Raw genomic sequence first — 21,005 nt, 5'->3', positions numbered from 1 at the left:
AGATCGCTTGTGCACTCTCTGCTCGGGTACAGGTATCCTACGGATAGAATTGCTGATTGGTACGGCCGCTCATTAGTCCCAGAGCAACAGCACTGGCAAGCTGTTCCTTCGCCCAGCTGCTGATATCCGCTTCATCTGCGAAGTCTACTCCTTGTGCTACACTTACCTTGCTATTCTTCTGCTCATAGGCTCTAAGCAGAATGACAGCCATCTGCTCCCTTGTCATGACGTCATTCGGACGGAACTCATGCTCAGTGACCCCGCTAATAATGCCTGCTTGGTAAGCCGCAGCAACAGAGCCTGCATACCACACTTCCTTAAGTACATCCTGGAAGTACTGCTTCGATACACTGTATAGCCTAAGGGCACGAACCAATATCGCGGTGAATTCTGCTCTCGTCACTTGCCGTTCCGGAGCGAAGGTCGTTAAGTCTGCCCCTTGAAGGACATGCTTGGCAGCAAGCTCTTCAATCGCGGATGCAGCCCAATGCTTGTCTGATACATCGCTGAAGCTTCGCTTGTATTCGAGTACCGTATAGCTGCCTGGGTGCAGCACTTCTGCTGCCAGACTACCGTCGCTCAACAGCGCAGTGTGAACATAGGCAAGGCTTCCGTCTGCGCCAACTTCATAGATGCCTTGAATTCTCTGATTCCCCTGTGTCTTAGTCTTCATTACAAGGAGCAATGGGGCTGGGAAGGAATCAAGCTCCTTAATCAACTTGCTATCCTTGACGAACTTAACTTGAATGTCATATTGGGCAGTCACCTGCTTAACATTCACCTGGACCTGCTTCTTAAGCTTCTTCTCAGCTTGCTGAATAGACACTACAAGCTCTGCACCTTCTCTATCCTCTTCGCTGATTGAGGCTGCGAGCGCATCTAAGGATGGTGCTGTCAGCGTAACTTGGGATTCACCTGCTTGAATTACGAGTGAATGACTCCCTCTGTCCTTCATCCCTTCCAGAGACACCATAACCTGTCCTTGCCCTTCAGGCAGCCTGACAACAACGTTGCCATTCACACTATTCCTCCAAGCATCGGCCTGGACTCTAACCTGCAAGGGATCGGATGGAAGGGAGGGGCCAGGAACTGCTGCCCCTCCTCCTCCGCCAACAGGAGCAGAGATAATCTCTGCTCCATTCTCCCCTTCCAGTCCCGTGCGGTAGGCACTTACTGTGAAGTAGTACGTGGCACCCGCTTCAAGCCCTGTAATTTTTACTCTATCTGTGAGCGGTGCTGGCACAACTACCTCATTCGAATAGACTCCCGGCTTCTTGCCGTACTTAATGCGGTAACCTTCTGCTCCCGCTACAGCGCCGAACTTGACTGCTGCCTCAGTCTTGCTGCGACTGATGTCAATCATGGAAGGCTGATTCAGCCCGTTCAACAACTCTACCTTATAATCATCATAGCCAATTGTTGAACTAGCGGTTAATATTCCAGCTGTTCCTCTATCCAAGGTGCTTTCGGCCGCTTCCGCTCCCAGCTTGCCATCGATGTATACCTTAATGGAACTGCCGCTGAATTCGGCCTCGAGCAGATGTTCCTCTTGACCGTCCCAGCCGATTTCCTCTTGCTTCACAACCGTAATCGATCCATTCACCTTTTTGCTAATGACGGCGTAGCCCTTATTAGCAGCCTTATCTACCTTGTAACCGACCGTATAATAGTTGTTAAGACTCGTAACCCTGCCCAGTACATAAGCTTCATGGAAGTTATGAACAGGGTCCGGCAGCAAGGAGATTCTAGCGGATATTCGGTAATCCTTCCAGTTCATTCCATCAGATACCCACATCCGATCTGGATTGTTGCCAGCGGAGACGATTCTGGAGTTACCGTTATTCGCATCGAACTTGTAACTGCCCGTAGACTTGAACCAGTCACTTGTCAGCTCTCCATCTGTGAAGTCATCCTGGAACAGCAGACCGCTGTTCGCTGTTCCTGCCACTTCATTCGAATTGGCCGAGATGCCCGTCGCATTCTGCCCGGCAACGACGAAGTAATACGGAGTCTGGGATGAATTGACCTTAACTATATGGCCGCTCTGAGTTACCCCTTCAATAACATTGGAGTAGCTGCCAGGCTTGCTTCCATAACGAATGATATACGATGTGTTCTTGGGATTCGTCGTGAAGTTCACGATGAGGTTGCTTCCGCTAGCAATCACTTGCTTCATGACAGGTGTAGCCACATCAGGCACGACCGGAGTCATGGACAGCTCTCTCGAGTTATCACTCTCCCCTACCGCAGTCTGAGCGGATACCGCTACATAGTAGGTCGTATTATTCGTCAGACCTGTTAAGACCTTCTCTGTTCTTCCCGTTATTACGGTATTCGTATATTGTCCCGGCTGGGTGCCGTACTTCACCTTGTACAGCATCGCACCTTCCACTTCACCAAGCTTCACGGTCAACTGCTTGTCGCCAACCTGGAGAGACTTCAGCTCAGGAACATCGGGTCTTGTACTCTGAACTAGTACGCCGTCGAACGTCGTGCTTCCGCCATCATTATACAGACCGACTGAACCTTGCGGATGTGCAGCATCTGCCGCAGTCAGCTGGAGACTTCCGTTCACGTAGAGCTTCAGTTCATCCCCTGTAGCCGTTACCTTGAACCGTTGAGCTGCCCCAGAAGGAAGCGTATAGGCCTTCTCTGCGAGGACGGTTGCTGTGCCGTTCTGAACCTTAGTTACAGCAAGCTTGCTCCCGTCATACGACATCAGATAATAGTTGCGCTCATCCACTGCTCTTACGAGCAGTCCAGCTTCGGCAGATGCAGCCGGCTTCATCCATGCCATGTAGCTGATATCCTTGAAGGTCTTCTTCGTATAGATGATAGACGGTGCTGCTGCAGAACCACTCTCTGTGAGCACCTTCTCTTCCGGATCAACAGCCGTTGCCCCTGAAGCTGAGGTTAGCGGAACCTTAGTATTATAAGGAATGATAGTGCTCTTAACTGCTGACCAGTCACCGCTAGGGAGCATCCACTGATCTGCTACAGGCTTCGATGCGTCATAATTGAACGTATCATTGAAGATGGCAAGGTTGAGCAGGCCCACACTTATCATGGTATCCACGAAGTACTTGTACCCTGTTAAGTAATCCATATGAGTGCCCATCCAGGACTGTGAATAGTATCCGTTAACGACCTTAGCATAATAATCAGATACGCCTGTCTTATGCCAGCCATCAATCTCACTCGCCCGAGCCTGATTGTCTGGTGAACTCCAGAAGCCGTAATAATGGAGCAGAATACGATTCAGGAGGGAAGGGTCGATTCCAAGTACGACGTAGCCTGCGCTCTGTCTACTGCCAGCTTGGTCAGTCGTGTTGAACTCCTGAGCCATCCCCTTCTGCCCCATATAATCTCCGTCTTGAGCGATGAGTGACCACATGTACTTCTGCGTCTCGTAGTACATCTCCATCGGGTTAGCGAGGAACTCATCCAACGTTACCCCCTTGAAGGACCACTTGCTGCTGTGCACAATATTCTCCATCATCTCAGCCTTAGCTGCCAGGCTGCCATAGGTCAAGGTAGACTTGTAAGACTTCAGAATGGACGTAAGCCCTTGAGCCTCCAGCTCTTGATTGAAGGTGTCGAAGTCATACTGCTGCAGGATTGACTTGACATTCTCCAGTCCAAGCACGAACGAAGAAGCGTAGAAGATCGTCATATTCGGCTCGGAGAAGTTGCTGTTCCCCCCGTTCCACACGTTCGTATCGCCATTAACCCCAATGCGCTGTGCACTGCGTGGGTTATCCTTATCATCGAAGTCGCTTAAGGTATAAGCCGTACTAATTAGCCCCGCCTTGAAAAGTGTAATCAGCTTAGACTGCTCAGCAGCTGTGAATTGCTCCATAATGGGCCTATCATTCCATAGCAGAGCAATGGCATAGAGCAGCGGTGACTGCTGTCTGGAATCGAGTCCACCCATCAGATTAGGCATGTTCACTTCATTCGAGAGCATCTTCTTCACCGTAGTTACATAGTGGCTTATATAGGCAGCATCTCGGTCACCCGACGCGATAGCCATCGCTAACGTCGCAACAGCACCTGCCGCCATCGTCTCTGAGCCCGATCCGCTAGCTGCTAATAGATTGCCGAATACAACACTGCTTGAATCAAGCAATGCCTCCTTCGTATAATGCTCGCTTGGCGGTGCATATGGATAGACGGCTGACTTGCTGGCAATGGCAGATGTCTCTAAGACTGCGGCCACATTCCCAGACAGGTCCTTCAAGGCATCAGAAGCCACGCGGAACGTATTCGCAGCACCTTGCAGCGGCTCCTTCAAGGTAATCGTCAATGTACTTCCGCTGACTTTGACTTGATCCTCGGCATGGAGGGCTTCATAGGTCACTCCGCCGTTCTGAGAGCGCTCAACTGCTGCCTTTAACTGCGAATCGGATAGTCCATTAACGACAACATTCTCGTCGAATACGATGACTACTTTTTTGTTGAAGTTAATCGTGTATGCACTCTGTATCGCCGGTGGTGTTGTATCTACTGTTACCGGCTGCGAGGTCCACTCCTCTGACGTTACATTTCCTGCGGTGTCCATCACTGCTCCGGCGGCAACCTTCAGACGGCTCCCTGAGGCCAGGCTGTTGGACTTTGCAACGACAAGCTCTCCTCCAATTATGGATACAGTATCTGCACTCTCCAGAGGAGCGTAGGCCGATCCGTCTGCTGCATAGGTTACAGCTTGCTTAAGGGCATCCAAGGTAGGAAGAGCATTCAGCAGAGGCTCGTTCGCCCGAATTGTCATCACCTTATTGGAAGCATCTACATCTGAATTCGTCTCCAACACTGGAGGCGTGACGTCATAGTTCAATCTCTCAGAAGTCCATTCCGTGCCTTGAACATTACCCAGGTTATCCTTCAGCAAGCCTCCATCCAGCTTCAGCACCGCAGCAGCAGCCGTTAACCGATTGGCAAGTCTGATCAGCAGTCGATTGCCCGCGAGCTGCACTCCATCTCCTGAAGCTAATGCGCTCCAGCCCGTTCCGTCTCTATCGAGACGAATGCCTTGCTTCAGAGTATCCGAGGAAGCCGTATGGTTCACGATCGCTTCATTGAAGGTAATGGCAATCTCGCGATTCTGACTGTTCACGTCCACGCTCTCTACTTGAGGCGGAGCAGAATCATAATGCAAGACGAGCTGTGGTGCATTCGCCCCGCTCTCCTTCGAATGGATCGTTCGATTAGAAGCAGAATTCGTTCCTAGCAGCAACAGAGATACTGTCTTGTCGCCCGCAGCTTGGCTCGTTGTGAAGCTCGTAATGTCCCATTCATACCAGCCGTCTCTCCCGCCAACAGCTGTACTAGAGATTGCATTCCCCGCAGCTGGTGTCGGTAGTGGCTGGTTCCCGTAGGTAATGCCTGTCTCCGTCCAGGAATCATCTGTAACCCCGTATACCGTCATCGGGTCTGACGTCGCGCCTGCACTCGGAAGATATAGGCGTAATCTAGCGCTATTGAATGTCTTAGCATCAGCAACATCGAACTTCATATAGAACCGCCGATTATACACCGATCCGCCTTCCTTAAGATTCGCGATACTGGCGCTGCCGAAGTTCGTGCCTACATTAGCCGCTCCGCTGTCTACTCCCGCATCCGCAGCTACAATCTTGGTTCGGTTATTCTCATACTCCTGTACGGGAGGCACAGGTTCGTTCTCTACGATTATGACCGGTCTCTGATCAACTGCCGCCCGTTCACGGCTGTAGATCTGACGGTTGTTCCCAGTGGAGCTTATAAGCATAATGGAGGCTTGTCCGTCGCCTGCCTTCTGCTGCTTCACATAATCCGTAATATCTACCTCATAGTATCCCGCAGCACTTCCTAACTGGAAGCTGTTAATCATGCCGGAGTGGCTCGGCTTAGTCAACCAATTGACGGTGTTCTCCGCCCACGTATCATCATCTACCGCATATACGCCAATTGCGTCTGTCGTCGTGCTTGCGACACCGTATACCTTCAGCTTCACACTGCTGATGGTACTTGAATCCGGTAAGCTCGTTAAGTCATATCTCATCAGCACCCTTCTTGTATAGGGGTAAGCGGCGCTCGTATTGGAATCCTCCTTCAAGGCGAATTGGTTATTCGGTGGATTATTGTAATTAATAGACTGATTCGTTGCAGATCCGCTTCCTCCGTCAACATAAGCGTCTGCTGCCGGCTCCAGTCTTAGCGTTGCAGCGTGAGCGCTCTGCGGTAACGGTCCGATTGTTCCAACCACAGTTGAGACCAACACACATGCAGCAACGAGTTTAGACAGCTTTCTTTTCCAGGTTAACCATTTCATTAGTAAGCCTCCAATTCCACATTATGTAAGCGCTAACAAACGTAAGGTAAGACAAGGGAATCTGAACAATCTTAGATTCCCTTGCTTTTTTCGTTCTTATTTATTTTTTAGTGTTATACCAATCAGTAGCTTGCTTGATAAGCTCGTCTCCACCTTGCTTCTTCCAATTGCTAACATACGTATCGAAGTATTCAATCTTCTGATCACCGAGAACAATTTTAGAAGCCGTCTCTACGAACATCGTTGTAGCTGTACCGAACTCGCCAACCTCGGGAAGAGAGGACTTAATTGCAGGCATGCCTAGTGTTATAGAATTATAACCATCTTGCTTGCCAACTTCATAGGTAGCCTTAAGCAGGTTAACGGCATCTTGGCCAACTTGGATTTTCATATGCTCTTCATTCCAGCCCGCTAGGTTGAAAGCTTGAACTCTCCAGATGGAAGTCTTGTTATCCACATCAAGCTGCTTATTGTAGAAGATGGAGCCGTTATCCTTCGTATGCGTAATGCCAGGTACGCCGAAGTTGACAAATTCTTGTCCTTCTTCTGTCACAAGCCAATCGAAGAATTTAATGATCGCTTCTGGATTTTTAGCAGCGGTGGTGATACTGAAGGCTTTGTTGTAGGGAAGACGGCTGAAGCCAGCTTGCTCTACGCCAGGAGCTTTCGGTGTTGGAATAACGGCCACTTGAGCACCAGCACCAGGCAATGATTTGTTCAGACGATCTTGCCAGTCTACGATAAGGTCAGGTGCATGGGTCCATACTGCTACTTGACCGCTCTGAATCTTCTGTTCCCAAGTGTTACGTTTATTCGTCATGAATTCGCTGTCAATTAGCTTCTCGTCATACAGCTGCTTAATGAAGGTCAAGGCATCCTTCATCTTCTTGGACGTATTGCTAGGAACAACCTTACCGTCCTCCAGCTCTCCTCCGAACACGGATGTTCCGAACATGCCTACAATGCTGTCAAGCCAAGTGAAGTTCTCACGAGCGGAGTAAGGGATTAGGTTAGGATCAAGTGCCTTCAGCTTGCGAAGCAGATCCAGGAACTCGTCAGTTGTTTTGGGCGGTGTTGTATAGCCTGCTTTCTCCATCAGGTCCTTACGAACGTAGAGAACACGGTTAACGAGCGAATCACCTTTGGGAGCCTCTGGAATAGCGTAGATCTTGCCATCACGCTTCACACCGTCCCATGCCGCTTGAGGGATAACCTTCTTCAGGTTAGGACCATATTGATCAATGAGCTCATCAAGCGGAATAAGCTGCTTGTTGATATACAATTCACCATCAACCCCATAGCCTTGCACTACGTCTGGAATCTCACCTGCTGCGAACTTGATTCTTCTCTGATTATCAGCCTGTCCTTGCGGCAGGAAGATCACATTCAGATCGGTATTCGTCTTCTCAGCCAGATACTTCAGAGTAGGATCATCCATACTCTTCCCGCCTGGGACTGGCTGGCTGAAGTCATTCGTCATAATTGAGATCTTGGCAGGCTTAGCTGCATCCGCAGTAGGAGCCGGGCTCTCACCTGTCCCTGCCTCTTCCTTATTGCCTCCGTTATTACCTGATGAACACGCTACCAATGCAATCATGAAGGATAATACCACTAACAAGCTGACCCACTTTTGTGCTGCTTTCATCTCTTTTTTCCTCCTCAAGGTTGGTGTGAAGCAACAGTACCCCTTCTAACTTAATGCTTACATTATATATGAAGATCCTGGTACGGATCGACATACCATTCTTAGATGAGATCATGACCTACTTAGACTAGGTCATCTCTATTCCTTGACCGAACCAAGCGTAGCACCCTTAACGAAATGTTTCTGGAAGAACGGATACAAAATGACAATAGGCAAGGTTGCAAGCACAATAGTAGCCATCTCAAGCGCCTTAGGAACCATAGACAAGCTCGATTCCGCTGATGCACCCGCTGCAATATCTGACATGGAGCCTTGCATTAAGAAGTAGAGATACATCTGCAGCGTCTGCAAGCTTCGGTCATTAATATACAAGAGCGGGGTCATATAACTGTTCCAGTGACCTACCGCATAGAACAGCAGCAAGGTGAACAAGATGGGCTTGGACAGCGGGACTACGATAGAGAGCACAATTCGGTAATCGTTCATTCCATCGACCTTGGCTGCCTCGAATAGCTCTTCAGGCAAGCTTCGGAAGAAGGTAATACACAGAATCATATTAAATGCACTGATGGCACCGGGTATAACTAGAGCCCAGAGCGTATTAAGCATATCCAGCTCCTTCACCATCATGTACACAGGAATCATAGGCGCTTGGAAAATCATCGTGAAGATGACGAATAGAAGGAGCGGCTTCCGGCCCCGAAGATGAAGCTTAGACAGGGGGTAAGAAGCAAACACGGTTAGACACATATTGATGAAGGTTCCAATAAGAACAACTTGAATAGTCATCCAGCCAGCCTTCCAGAATGCGTCTGTATTCGCTACCAGCTTGAAGTGCTCCAAGGTTGGCTCAACCGGCCATAGAAATACTTTGTTATGAGTGATAGCTGCTGGTGAGCTGAGAGAGCCGGACACGACATGAAGAATAGGGACAAGAGCAGCAATTCCAAGTAAGGTTAGCAGAATAAGATTGAATACATCGAATGCCCGTTCTCCCTTTGTTTGCTTAATATACATACCTTCACTTCTCCTCGATTATAATATGCCGCAAGGACAGCTGATCCCGACTAATATAATCCCTCACCGGTAAGAGCCTTGCTTAATCGGTTCGCGCTTACGAGCAGGACGAATCCAATGACTGACTTGAATAACCCAATTGCTGTTGTAATACTGAATTGTCCATTAATAATACCTGCGCGATAAGAATACGTATCAAGAACTTCACCGATCTCAAGTGTCATTGGGCTTAGGAAGATGTAGATCTGCTCGAATCCAACATCAAGCACGTTGCCTATCTTGAGCAATAGAAGAATTACGATAGCTGGCAGCAGGCCCGGGAAGGTAATATGCATGAATTGTCTCCATCGATTGGCCCCATCCATCTTGGCTGCTTCGTACAGGGAAGGACTAATTCCAGATAAGGCAGCTAGGAATATGATGGCACTCCAGCCCATTTCCTTCCACACCCCTGCTCCTACTATTACCGTTCTGAAGTATTCTGTAGAATCAAGGAAGTTAACAACCGGCTCTCCTAAGCTTCCCAGTAGAGTATTAACAAGTCCTGATTGGGTAGAGAACATCATGTAAGCCAGGCCATAGACCAGCGTCCAGGATAAGAAGTGCGGCAAGTAGATAACCGTTTGGATGGACCGCTTGAACGCTACGTTGCGCAACTCGTTAAGCAAGCATGCCAGAATAATAGGGGCTGGGAAAGCGAATACAATCTGATAGAAGCTAATGACGAGCGTATTCTTTATAATCGTGACATATTGCGGATTAGAGAACAGCACCTCGAACCACTGGAGCCCTACCCACTTGCTGCCGGTGAATCCTGTGAAAATATTATAATCCTGAAAGGCAATCACACTTCCAAGCAGCGGGAAATATTTGAATACGAGAAAGAAGATAATCATCGGTGTAAGCATGACGTATAGGGCGTGATTCTTCATGACGTATTTCCAGAACGATTCTTTCTTAATTGGCTTACTCGCTGTATTCTGTATTGCGATTGTCCCTGGGACCGCTTGCTCACTTCTCATCTAGCTCCACTCCTTCTCTGTTCTATTTATATTATATAGGGTGGAAGTCATAGTTCGAATAGAGGATGTTTTGTTGTTACTATGAGGATATTTGGGAGTTATATCTGAATATGATTCATCAAAAAGAGCCTCCGCATGGGTTCCGCATGGGAAGGCTCTATTCCTACCAATCTAACCGTCTAGGCGTCCATTCTTCGCTTGTAATCATTAGGCGTCATGCCGTAATGCTTCTTGAACAGCTGGGAGAAGTACGCAACATCTTCATAGCCGACTGCGCCTGCAATCTCGTAGATGCGATCCTTCGTCTGCAGCAGCATGTCGCGGGCCTTGCGCATCCGTTCACCTACAATATAGGACCAGATAGTCATCTCGGTCTCCTGCTTGAACAGCGTACACATATAGGACTTGTTCATAGCCACTTGGTCGGCAAGATCCTGCAGGTTGATGGATTCGCAATAGTGCTCTGCGATATAGCGCTTAATCTGCCCTATGGCCTTAATGGTCGGCTGATCTCTGGCGCCTCTCATCGTATCCATGAGCCGGTATGCGCCTTCCTCCAGTCTTCGAACGGCACATAAGCGGAAGTAGCTTCGCAGCCTGGATACAGGCAGTGTAGCCTCACCCAGCCCCAGGTCCTTCCCTTCATCCAGTTCTAATGTGAACTGCTCGGTCGTAAGCTCTTCAATAATCGATCGAAGCCACAGATTAGACAGTGCGTTCAGACGATAATATTCCCCCTCCACCCAATGCTCCAGCATATCGAGCGTATCTACAATGAGCAGCGGGAGGGTAGCAGCGTTCAGGGTGCGAATCTGATCCAGCCATCTATTCATCATATCGTGATGATGCGGAAGCTTGCGAAGGATGAGATCAGCTGCCATCCGATTGCGTTCCTGCGTTAGGCTGCTCTGCGCCCTCATTAGCGCATCATACAGCAGATCCTCGTCGATCGGCTTCAGAATATAATCTATGGCATTCAGTTGAATACTCTGCTTCGCGTACTGGAAGTCATCGTAGCTCGACACAACCATGCACTTCATCCATGGATAGCGATCGTTAATCTCGCGTATTAACTGGAGTCCATCCATGATTGGCATACGAATATCCGTAATACATAGATCTGCATAATTCTCCTCCAGCCAAGCAAGCGCGCTGAGCCCATTCTCTTCCTGGCCTGCGACAATAATCGTATCCGCACACTCCTCTACGGCAACACTCACACTCTCTCGGATGACGGGAGCATCATCTACAATTAATACACGTATCATTAGGCGTAGTCCTCCATTCCTGATTCCTGAACAGCGCGATACGGGAATAACAAGGATATTCTAGCTCCTCCATAATGTGATCTGGCCACTTGCAGCTCTGCCAACCCTTCGCCGTAGAAGGTTATAAGCCGGTAACAGACGTTCAGCACCCCAATATTGGATAGTTGACTGAAGTGCTCGGGCCTCAGTTGATGAAGCGCCATCTGCAGATCTCTCAGCTTCTCCTCTGTGAAGCCTGTTCCATTATCTTCAATGTCTATGCGAATTGCTCCTTCTTCGGTTCGATAAGCGTGAACGTAGACGATTAATCCCTTACCCATCACTTCATACCCGTGCTTAATGCAATTCTCGACGAAGGGCTGCACGATTGCCTTCAAGCATTGTGCTCCATGAATGGATGAATCCGTATTAATCTTGAACTCAATAGCATCCCGATAGACACTCTCAAGTACTCGGATGTAGTCTGACAGATGCTTCATCTCTTGCTGAATGGTAACGACGGCATCCTGATAGTTGGACGTATACCGCAGCATATTGGAGAGAGCTACCGTCGTTCGCCTAATCTCCTTATGCCCTGCCAGATGAGCCATTGAATTAATGGATTCAAGCGCATTGTAGAAAAAATGAGAGTGAATCTGTGACTGCAGCGCAGATAGTATAGCTCGTTGCTGCACCAGCTTCGTCTCAGCAAGCTGGGTGACAGAGCTATCGATTCGATCGAGCAGCAGATTGTACGCTGCTCCTAGCTCAGCTACTTCATCAGTTCCTTGTACATTCAAGCGAATGTCGAAGTTGCCCATCCTCGTCTGCTTAATTGTACGGCGCAGCTCCTTAAGCCGCTTAGTAATCGATCTTGCTACCAGCATAACCAGTATGATCGCGATAAGCACTCCTGCTGCGGTCATAATAATCGTCCAGTTCCGAATATCTGTAATACTCTTCGCTAGATCACTGTACGGAATAATGACCAGCAGCTTCCATCCAATCCTAGGAAGGGACTGATAGACCATCATCTCCTTCGTTGCTTCGAGATAACTCGAGCCGTTAGGATCAGGATACATATGCTCTGCAAGCGATTCATTAATTGTAGTCGTAATCAGTTCGGTGTGCGGTGAGGAGACAATCTTCCCATTCTCATCAACGAGCATCGCATAGCCGTTGCTGCCTAAGTTAATCTCATCTAGTATCTCTCGCATGGCGAGCAGGGACAAGTCCATAACGATATAGAACTCTTGTCCGTCGTAATTAAGCTTATGATAATACCTAAGTACCGGCACGCGAATGGACTGCGAATACTTGTCCGTGTAGCTGTCTGAGAACAGAATGAGCCGTTCCGTTGTAGACTCCAGTGGCTGGTTAACAATCGTAGGATCACTCAACATTGAATACTTCGTATTCAAGTAGATATTGGGATTCTTATCACTGCGGTAGATACTCTCATTGCCGTTCGCGTTATACAGCATAATGGACAGCAGCTCAGGATGATAGGTGACGAAGGGCTCAATGAACCTTGTCGCTATTGATTGGTAGATAGTAACAGTCTCATACTTGTTCCGGGCATTGGCCCATTGCCGAAGCTCTTGAGAGCTGACTAATGTCTGGAAGAAGTGCTGGCTGTCATTCATGTACCGGCCAAGATTAAGATTGGCCTGCTTAAGAATCTGTCTGCTGAATCGTTCCACATCATGGTCTATCGCCTTCGAGCTCTTGACGAAGCTGAAGCTCCCGATTGCGGTGACGACAAGGATAATAATAGATGTAATCATGAGCATTAGCTTCCATTGCAATGAGCTTCTAATGGTGTTAAGCATCGCATGTCCCCTATTCCACTATGCATTCAGTCTATTCTATCATCTCAATTGAGAGTAGAGTACTTCAGCAGGCAACATTATTCTACTTATTATAGAGGCTTGTCCTGCGACGGGATACAGGATTATATTTCGATATCGCTGGGACAATATTTGGACGGGACCATACACGCACTGTAGCAAAAAGGGATAGACCTCCGGGCATGACCCGAGATCTATCCCTTATTCTATACAAATCAACTACCATACGTCATGCCTTATCTCCAGGCTCCACGCCCTAATCGAACGTCAAGCTGCCACTCCGCCGTCTGTCTTGGAGACAGATGAAGCAGTTGATCTCTTCCGTAAGCGTCATCGAGCTTGTCATAGAATCCGTTACATGGCTCCAGCGCACATACCGCCTCTTCCATAACCTCGCCTTCATTAATCCAGGCTCCTAAGTACGGCAGCTGCTCCGGCAGCCATTCGAGTATGAGGTATTCCTTGCTGTCTTGCTCGTACAATCCGGTAACGCCTTGCTCGACCTTGCCATCTACGTAGAACTTCCTCGAGTCCTTACTCTCTGCAGAGCCAATTCGACTAAGACCGCCCCGCAATTGTCCATCCCCATCCGGCCAAGCATACTTCTTGCCTGCCGTAAGATGCTTGCCTCCATCGACACAGAGCAGCTCGGTCACTTCATCCGGCATAATCATCTCCGTATGCTCGGTAGCTCGGAAGAGCGGATGGGCGCACCAGAATAGGGATAAGGGTTCATCACTTAGGTTAGTCAAGCGGTAAGCCATCCTGAACGTGTCATCATCGACATAAGACAGCGTTCGACTGAAGGAATAAGGCAGCGCTCGACCTTCTACCTCGCAGGTGACGGCTTCACCCTCTACCCTTGCAGACCAAGGAATGGACCACAGCTCCCCGTGATCGGGCAGAGCTCTGCCATGGAACGGCCCTTGGGCTGGATAGTCACAGGCAACTATGGTTGGACAACATTCATCCCAGCCGCTTAAGTCTGCCTGCCCGTAGTCGGATCCGTAGTCCACTGTGCGCAGCCCCCTGCTGCCAGCGCCGATTAACCACTCCTTGCTAGTCGGCTTATAGAGCATAGAGACGATCTTGGCTCCGAGCTCAGGAATGACCGTGACGCTCATCACGCTGGATTCCAATGTGATCGCCTTGAATCCAGCATAGGACGTATTCTCTATCCGATAAGTCATCGTTCACCGCTCCCGAATAGTTGATGAAGAGCTCGCTCGGCCTGCTTCCACTGGGAACCAGGCGTAACTGGCAGCTGATCTTCATGAGGCTGGGAGGTGACCCAATCTGCCCGCTCCTGCCATAGCTGCTGCCACAGCCCCTCAATCATCTCGTAAGTCATCATACTTCGTGCTGGCTTATCTTGGCCCAATGGGACTCTCTCTACCTCTTGGATGAGCTGGCGGAGGCAGGCTTGCATAATATGCTCTCCAAGCTCAGCGCTTGCTTCACGGGCATTGTCCCCAATGGCAAGAGCTCCTCCAGCTTCATCTATGTCATGCAGATGATCTCTTGCCAAGTCAACCAGCTCTGGACGCAGATACATGAGCTGCGAGATCTCATACTTGCCTGCATGATCTCCCTCATACTGCCCGGTTACCAATTCAGGATCGCTGGCTACATAGACAGGAACGGACGACAACCGCGTGAAGGCTGCTGCTGCCCGCCTCAGATCGAATTGATTGCCTCCGCTATGTCCCGAGATGACGAAGATCGCCTTGAACCCTGCATGAACGAGAGCCCTTAATTGGTAGAGGAAGAAGTGCAGGTACACATGCGGCGGCATTCCCGTCATATGCGGATTATGCTCGCCAACTGTGTCCTCCAGCCATCTGGCATGATAGCCGGATTCATGGATGTGATACCCCATCGTCGGCGCTACGATCCCGCCAGCCTGCCGAGCAGCCTGCTCACACAGCCACTCCGCCTTGATGGTGTCAAGTCCTAGTGCTGCTATCTGGCCATGCGGCTCGCATAATCCAAGGGGAAGGTAGGCGACCGGACATTCGGCCAAGCGCTGCTTGAACTCCCAGGGCAGCAGCTCTGCCCACCACACCTTGCCCCCGCTACCAGAACTTCGTGTCATAGAAGTTCCTCACCCAGCGATGATAGCGGAAGATCTCCTCGAAGATGTCATCCGGCAGAGGCTCCTTCGCCAGTGCAGCAATATTCTGGTCAGCGTAAGCCGGCACATGCATGGACACGAGCGCCGTCGTGACGCCAGGATGCTTCAATACGAACTTGATGGCCAGCTCAGCAAAGTTATCGGCATATTGCGGAATGAACTTACGGAGCTTATCAATACGCTCGATATACATGCTGCGAGGTACATAATCGAAGTAGGACTTGCGATAGTCACCCTCCTCGAACGTCGTCTCCTCCGTTAAGAATCCGCTTAAGCCGCCTTCATCCATAACACAACGCGCGATGAACGCGACGTTGTTCTCTTCACAGGCCGGGATGAGACAATCCAGCGGAAGGGGATCGAATATATTGAACACCGTCTGAATGGAGTCAATCTGTCCGCTGTTCACTAGCGAGAGAGCAATATCATGCCGCTGGTCTGGGAGAGATACGCCGATATAGCGAATCTTGCCTTCCTCCTTCAGCCTGAGCAGCTCCTCGAGCCAATAGTCCTGCTTGCTCCACTGCGGCCAGTACTGGTGAAGCTGCATTAAGTCGATCGTGTCTACGCCCAGCTCTCTAAGCGAGATCTCGGTGCTCTTGCGCAGCCAGCCTGCTGGGTAAGCGCTCTCGACCGGAATGGGTGTACCCCAGCCTACGCTGCCCTCACCTAGCGACTGAACCTTGGAAGCAAGGAATGGCTTTACCCCGCTCCATTGCTTCAGAGCCTTGCCCACCAATCGCTCTGACTCTCCGTACGCACGAGCTGTATCAATGAACGTAATGCCTTGGTCTAAGCTGTGCAGCAGAGAGCTGACCAATTCCTCTTCCGTATACGTCCCAAGTGTTCCTCCAAGACCCATCGCTCCGAATCCGAGCCGAGTCACCTGCTCGCTGCCTCCTGCGAATATAGCCGTTCTCACCTAATCCTCAACTCCCTGTATTATTGTCGTGAGCAGCGCCTTCAGCTTCACCGATGGGTCGGCCAGAGCCGCAGGCTCCAGCACCGCTTGACGCTCGATGAGCATCTCAGCCAGTCGAATATCCTTAGACAAGCTGGCGCTTCCTATCCCGCTCACCGCTTCAAGTACGCCGGAATCATTCAGATGCAGATAGATCTGCTCCCCGCCCTGCTGCTCCCTCGTAACCGTCGTTCCTCCTATGCCGATCAAGCCTGCTACCTGAAGCGTCACGTCATATTGGTCTGACCAGAACCATGGGACGGCCTTATACCGCTCCTCAGCTCCAGCCATATTCCGTGCAGCAACGATACCTTGATCCTGAGCATTCCTCCAAGCCTCCAACCGAATACGCTTATGTCCATACAGCGCATGAGGGAATGAGCAGCAATCGCCCGCTGCGTATATATCCGGATCGCTCGTCTGCAGCAGATCATTAACGGCTATCCCATTGTCCAAGAGAAGCCCAGCTTGCTGAGCAAGCGCCGTCTCGGGTACGGCTCCAATACCGGCAATGATCGTGTCGCAAGGAATAGTCGTGCCATCTGCAAGGGTGAGGAGCTGCTCTTCCCCGTCTGCCTGCAAGCTAGCTAGACCTACACCTATCTTGAAGGAGACTCCCTCGCTTCGGTGCTTCCTCTCCACCGCTTCGGCAATGGCCTCAGGCACTCCGCGCATCAGAATTCGCGGTCCTGCCTCGACAACCGTCACGTCACAGCCTCTCGCCCTAGCGCTGGCTGCTACCTCGAGTCCGATGAATCCGCCCCCGATGACTACAATGTGCTTGCCCGGAAGTAAGCTCGCCCGTATGGCCTGCGCATCCTCGAAGGAGCGGAGATGAAGCACACGGCTTGTATCCGAACCAGGGATGACGAGCTTGCGGGGGCTTGCACCTGTCGTCAGCAGCAGCTTCTCGTAGGGAACAGGTGAACCGTCACTTAGGGTAATGTGATGGCTCACACGGTTAATCTCTGTCACTTGCACGCTGACAAGCAGGTCAATGGCAAGCTCTGCGAGCCTGTGATTATCGAGAATATAAGCCGGCTGGGGCTCTTCAGACTCTGTTAATACCGCCTTGGAGAGAGGAGGCCGCTCATACGGTCTCCTTGCTTCCCCGCCAATCAGCGTAATCTTACCTGTGTATCCGCACTCACGAAGCTCTATGGCCGCTCTTGCTCCAGCCTCTCCTGCTCCTACTATAACCATTCCTGCATCTGTCACGATGTGTTCTCTCCTTAGTCAATCTTCACATAGACCTTGCCGGATTCCACCTGTACGGGATAAGTCTTGAGCGCGTCGCATGCCGGAGTCTTCTTCGCTGCACCAGTCGTATAGTCGAAGCGCCCGTTGTGCTTCGGACATTCGATGGTGCTCCCCATCACTAGGCCATCTGCCAGATGAACCTTCTCGTGCGTGCAGAAGCCTTCGGTGGCGTAGAATTGGTTCTTGTCTGAGCGATACACAGCTAGTGATACAGGGCCGTGATCGAACCGTATGACATCCTCCTCGTCAATCTCGTCAACCTCGCATACTTCAATCCACTCTTGCGGCATAGTGCAGTTCTCCCTTCGATATCGTGCTTGGATCCCAATAAGGCTGTGCGGTAGGCGGCAATGCTCGATGGATCGTATAGGTCGGGTCCTTGCGCTGCTTCCACAAGGCAGTCACCACATCCTTGAAGGCTGACCACAAGCTAGGGCTCGGAGCGGGAGTATCCCCTCTCATCTCGGCATGCAGCTGCGGCAGCGCATGATAGGGAACCATCGGGAACATATGATGTTCAATATGGTAGTTCATATTCCAGTACAGGAACCGGAAGACGGGATTCATATAGATCGTCCGTGTATTCAGGCGATGATCAAGCACGTCTTCTCTTAGCCCAAGATGCTGCGTAAGCCCGAACACAAGGACGAGAATGGCGCCGTAGAAGGAAGGCAGGATCACGAACATCGCCGGCAGGATGCTTCCTGTATAGATGCAAGCCCCAATGACCGCTATGAAAATAAGTACATAAACCCGTGACTCCCAGAACGTCTTGCGATACTCCGTAGCCGGAATATATTCCTTCTCCGTCTTGTCCATGATTCCGAAGCAATGCAGGAACATCCGCTTCACATCCCGCGGACCCGCATACAGGTGCATAATCTCCATAAGTATAATTCGCCAGACTGGCGGTCTTGGCTGGGCAATCTCGGGGTCGCGACCGACAATATACGTATCCGTATGATGCCTTGCATGACTCCACCTCCAAGGCGTTGCTGGCCGGAGTACTAGGAAGGAGGCAAATTGATAGATGACCTCGTTCATCCAAGGCGTCTTGAACGCTGTACCGTGTCCGCATTCATGCCATCTCGAATCGCCGGGCGAAGAGTAGAGAATACCGTATACGAGGAAGGCTGGCACCGCCCACCAGGTTCCCCATGAGTAGTAGGCAACAATGCCTGCGCCGATTAGCAGGCTGAGCCATATGATCGTATCCCTAATAGCTGGACCATTGCTTCGCTTCATTAATTCCTTCATTCGCTTGCGTGGAATGGGCGATGCATACCACTCTGCGGATGCCAGTCCCCGCTCAACTGCAAGCTTGCTCTCTGGCCCTGTGAGACTATAATCCCTCTTGAGTTGAGAGACGCTCATGATGAATCTCCTCCATTAATCTGACTTTTGTCATATAATGATCTCATTATAAGCGCTTACGAAGAAGAAGTATTTGGTTCACATTGTGAAAGATGTATCCAATCTCACACTTCTGAAGCACGCTTCCGATAAGCGGAAGGCGTCACTCCAGTATGTCTCTTGAAGGTGTCGATGAAGTGGCTTGCTTGATTGAATCCGCATGCCAGATGAATCTCTGTAATAAGCATCGTCGTCGACTTCAGCAGCTCCTGTGCCTTCTTCACTCTCATTCCATTCACATAAGCCGTGAAGTTCTGACCGGTCATCGCCTTGAACACGCTGCTGAAGTATGCCGGAGCCATGAAGGCCTTCTCCGCCACGTCCGCCAGATGCAGTTCTTCCGTGAAGTGATTGTCGATGTACTCGATCGCTTGCAGGAGCGCTTGCTTCTTCCTCTTGAAGCGGCCGTGCTCCTCCCTGCCCTCCCATGCCGCATTGAACTCCCTGCCAGCAATAATAAGCAGCTTCAGCATCTCTGCCCGCACGGCAAGCTGATACATGGGCCGCTGCTCCTCGATCTCTATTCTCATATGGTCAATAAGCTGCTCCACTTGCCGTTGTGAATCATAATTCAGGTTCAGCTTCGGCAGGAGCTGCTCCGTAGAGTGAAGCAGGGGGTGGAAGTAAGCAAAGTCAACAATTCCGTCCAGCTGCTCAGCATACGTCAGATGCTCCTCCAAGAAGCTCGACTTGAAGTCGATCTGGGCGATAGATACGTCCTGATCCTCTACCCTTCTCAGACTATGAGACATATATGGAGGCACCGAGAAGAAGTCCCCCTTGCTTAACACGACCTGTGTATCATGAATGTCATGAATGCAAGAGCCCCCTAGCACATAACAGAATTGATAGAAATCATGGGCATGAAGGACTGTGGGCAGGGTGCCGGAATCGCGATAGGTGAGCGTGAATGGGAAGGGATCCTTCAATAAATCAATATGCTGATACAGCTTGGCAAAAGCGGGGATGGCTCTGTCTTGTGACATAGATATAGGCTCCTCCTGAAGTGAAGTGGATGGCTATGCTGCTCCTTATCGAAAGATAAAGTAATTTTTCATTAAAAAACCGCAATCTTACTTGCATCAAGCTAGCTTACACTGTATGAAAAGGAAATAGGAAAAGGGAGCTGCTTGACATGAATATACTAATCACCATGCAGAAGAGTCCGCTTCGAGATCAATTCTTCCCTGAGCACATTATGACATCTCTTCGAGCAATAGGGAATGTACGCATGAATGAATACGGAAGAACGATGACCGAGACGGAGCTTGCAGAAGAGCTGAGGGACATTGATATCTGTATGACCCACAGCTGGCTTGGATGCCCGACATTCGACGAGTATTCGCTGAGGAATGCTCACCGCCTTCGGATGATTGCTCATGTATGCGCCTCGGTTGGGCGGTTCCTAACAGATGAAGTGTATAATCGGGGAATTAAGGTCAGCAGTGCCAATAAGATCATGGCCAAGTATGTAGCAGAAGGAACGCTCGCCTATATGCTGTCAGCACTCAGACATATCCCTCAGCATGATCAGGCCATGAAGCAAGGGAATTGGATGAAGTATGACAAGGTAAGCTTATTCGGCCGAAGGATAGCCTTCGTGGGACTGGGTACGGTTGGACGATTCTTACTGGAGCTTCTGCGGCCGTGGAACATTACAGCTCGAATCTATGATCCATACATCCAGGAGGAAGATCTTCTTCATTATCCAGAAGCGGAGCTGGTACGGAGCTTGCCCGATGTCCTCTCTTGGGGCGATCTCGTCACGGTACATGCGTCGCGAACGAACGAGACCCATCACTTGCTGAATGGGCAGATGCTGAGCATGATGAAGGATGGTGCCATCCTAGTGAACACATCAAGGGGAGAGCTCATTGACGAGCAAGCCTTGACCGCCGAGCTGTCAAGCGGTCGCATAAGTGCGGTGCTTGATGTTTTCACACAAGAGCCGCTTCCCCTAGACAGCGAACTAAGGAAGCTGAAGCAAGTCATTCTCCAGCCTCATTGTGCAGGTGATACTGACTATGCAGGATATACGATGGGACTGGTAGATGAGATTCGCAGGTACATGGCGGGGGAACCGCTGCAATTGGAGATATCGCATAAGCAATTCCAGCGAATGACAGTATAACGGGGAGCGATCATTGAC

At 50.2% G+C, this 21,005-nt stretch carries 14 protein-coding genes; 1 reads left to right on the top strand and 13 read right to left on the bottom strand.

The genetic code is table 11. The annotated features are described in order from the left end of the window. Positions 1-37 precede the first annotated feature (37 nt). The 13 genes from ACFO9Q_RS07970 to ACFO9Q_RS07910 form a co-directional block, all read right to left on the bottom strand. Positions 38-6,307: a DUF7594 domain-containing protein gene (locus tag ACFO9Q_RS07970; RefSeq protein WP_379180501.1), complete on the bottom strand. Its 6,270-nt coding sequence runs from the start codon at positions 6,305-6,307 to the stop codon at positions 38-40. Between the two features lie 100 nt (positions 6,308-6,407). Beyond that, positions 6,408-7,952: an extracellular solute-binding protein gene (locus tag ACFO9Q_RS07965; protein ID WP_379180499.1), complete on the bottom strand. Its 1,545-nt coding sequence runs from the start codon at positions 7,950-7,952 to the stop codon at positions 6,408-6,410. Positions 7,953-8,090: 138 nt separating this feature from the next. After that, complete coding sequence (locus ACFO9Q_RS07960) at positions 8,091-8,969, bottom strand: carbohydrate ABC transporter permease (RefSeq protein WP_379180496.1); 879 nt, start codon at positions 8,967-8,969, stop codon at positions 8,091-8,093. A gap of 50 nt (positions 8,970-9,019) precedes the next feature. Beyond that, a complete protein-coding gene (locus ACFO9Q_RS07955; protein WP_379180494.1) occupies positions 9,020-9,991 on the bottom strand; it encodes an ABC transporter permease in 972 nt (323 codons plus the stop codon). Between the two features lie 179 nt (positions 9,992-10,170). Further along, positions 10,171-11,259 (bottom strand): response regulator transcription factor, encoded by a 1,089-nt coding sequence (locus ACFO9Q_RS07950; RefSeq protein WP_379180492.1) that lies wholly within the window; start codon positions 11,257-11,259, stop codon positions 10,171-10,173. After that, positions 11,259-13,025: a sensor histidine kinase gene (locus ACFO9Q_RS07945; RefSeq protein ID WP_379180490.1), complete on the bottom strand. Its 1,767-nt coding sequence runs from the start codon at positions 13,023-13,025 to the stop codon at positions 11,259-11,261. Before ACFO9Q_RS07945 ends, ACFO9Q_RS07950 begins: the two co-directional genes overlap by 1 nt. Positions 13,026-13,324: 299 nt before the next feature. Then, positions 13,325-14,278: a hypothetical protein gene (locus ACFO9Q_RS07940; RefSeq protein WP_379180488.1), complete on the bottom strand. Its 954-nt coding sequence runs from the start codon at positions 14,276-14,278 to the stop codon at positions 13,325-13,327. Further along, a complete protein-coding gene (locus ACFO9Q_RS07935; protein ID WP_379180486.1) occupies positions 14,275-15,183 on the bottom strand; it encodes a creatininase family protein in 909 nt (302 codons plus the stop codon). The genes ACFO9Q_RS07940 and ACFO9Q_RS07935 overlap by 4 nt, the downstream gene beginning before the upstream one ends. Beyond that, positions 15,164-16,144 carry an aldo/keto reductase gene (locus tag ACFO9Q_RS07930; protein WP_379180484.1) on the bottom strand — a complete coding sequence of 327 codons (981 nt, stop codon included), beginning with the start codon at positions 16,142-16,144 and terminating at the stop codon, positions 15,164-15,166. The genes ACFO9Q_RS07935 and ACFO9Q_RS07930 overlap by 20 nt, the downstream gene beginning before the upstream one ends. After that, positions 16,145-17,401: an NAD(P)/FAD-dependent oxidoreductase gene (locus ACFO9Q_RS07925; protein WP_379180482.1), complete on the bottom strand. Its 1,257-nt coding sequence runs from the start codon at positions 17,399-17,401 to the stop codon at positions 16,145-16,147. Positions 17,402-17,415: 14 nt separating this feature from the next. Continuing rightward, entirely contained in the window at positions 17,416-17,733 is a 318-nt protein-coding gene (locus ACFO9Q_RS07920) for a MocE family 2Fe-2S type ferredoxin (RefSeq protein WP_379180480.1), read from the bottom strand. Further along, a complete protein-coding gene (locus tag ACFO9Q_RS07915; protein ID WP_379180478.1) occupies positions 17,714-18,817 on the bottom strand; it encodes a fatty acid desaturase family protein in 1,104 nt (367 codons plus the stop codon). Before ACFO9Q_RS07915 ends, ACFO9Q_RS07920 begins: the two co-directional genes overlap by 20 nt. Before the next feature lie 104 nt (positions 18,818-18,921). Then, positions 18,922-19,842, bottom strand: a complete 921-nt coding sequence (locus tag ACFO9Q_RS07910; protein ID WP_379180476.1) for a helix-turn-helix domain-containing protein — start codon at positions 19,840-19,842, stop codon at positions 18,922-18,924. 149 nt (positions 19,843-19,991) lie between these two features. Here ACFO9Q_RS07910 and ACFO9Q_RS07905 point away from each other — a divergent pair, with 149 nt between their 5' ends. Then, positions 19,992-20,987, top strand: a complete 996-nt coding sequence (locus ACFO9Q_RS07905; protein ID WP_379180474.1) for a hydroxyacid dehydrogenase — start codon at positions 19,992-19,994, stop codon at positions 20,985-20,987. Positions 20,988-21,005: the final 18 nt, after the last annotated feature.

This window comes from Paenibacillus sp. GCM10023252 (assembly GCF_042653305.1).
In the GTDB taxonomy this organism is placed as follows: Bacteria; Bacillota; Bacilli; order Paenibacillales; family Paenibacillaceae; genus Pristimantibacillus.
This window is presented reverse-complemented; position numbering and strand designations above follow the sequence as displayed.

Bases quoted from the DNA above. Each gene is read 5' to 3' on its own strand.
- ACFO9Q_RS07970 (WP_379180501.1), bottom strand. From the start codon at position 6,307: ATGAAATGGTTAACCTGGAAAAGAAAGCTGTCTAAACTCGTTGCTGCA.
- ACFO9Q_RS07935 (WP_379180486.1), bottom strand. From the start codon at position 15,183: ATGACACGAAGTTCTGGTAGCGGGGGCAAGGTGTGGTGGGCAGAGCTG.
- ACFO9Q_RS07920 (WP_379180480.1), bottom strand. From the start codon at position 17,733: ATGCCGCAAGAGTGGATTGAAGTATGCGAGGTTGACGAGATTGACGAG.
- ACFO9Q_RS07905 (WP_379180474.1), top strand. From the start codon at position 19,992: ATGAATATACTAATCACCATGCAGAAGAGTCCGCTTCGAGATCAATTC.
- ACFO9Q_RS07940 (WP_379180488.1), bottom strand. From the start codon at position 14,278: ATGACTTATCGGATAGAGAATACGTCCTATGCTGGATTCAAGGCGATC.
- ACFO9Q_RS07945 (WP_379180490.1), bottom strand. From the start codon at position 13,025: ATGATTACATCTATTATTATCCTTGTCGTCACCGCAATCGGGAGCTTC.
- ACFO9Q_RS07955 (WP_379180494.1), bottom strand. From the start codon at position 9,991: ATGAGAAGTGAGCAAGCGGTCCCAGGGACAATCGCAATACAGAATACA.
- ACFO9Q_RS07960 (WP_379180496.1), bottom strand. From the start codon at position 8,969: ATGTATATTAAGCAAACAAAGGGAGAACGGGCATTCGATGTATTCAAT.
- ACFO9Q_RS07915 (WP_379180478.1), bottom strand. From the start codon at position 18,817: ATGAGCGTCTCTCAACTCAAGAGGGATTATAGTCTCACAGGGCCAGAG.
- ACFO9Q_RS07965 (WP_379180499.1), bottom strand. From the start codon at position 7,952: ATGAAAGCAGCACAAAAGTGGGTCAGCTTGTTAGTGGTATTATCCTTC.
- ACFO9Q_RS07950 (WP_379180492.1), bottom strand. From the start codon at position 11,259: ATGATACGTGTATTAATTGTAGATGATGCTCCCGTCATCCGAGAGAGT.
- ACFO9Q_RS07910 (WP_379180476.1), bottom strand. From the start codon at position 19,842: ATGTCACAAGACAGAGCCATCCCCGCTTTTGCCAAGCTGTATCAGCAT.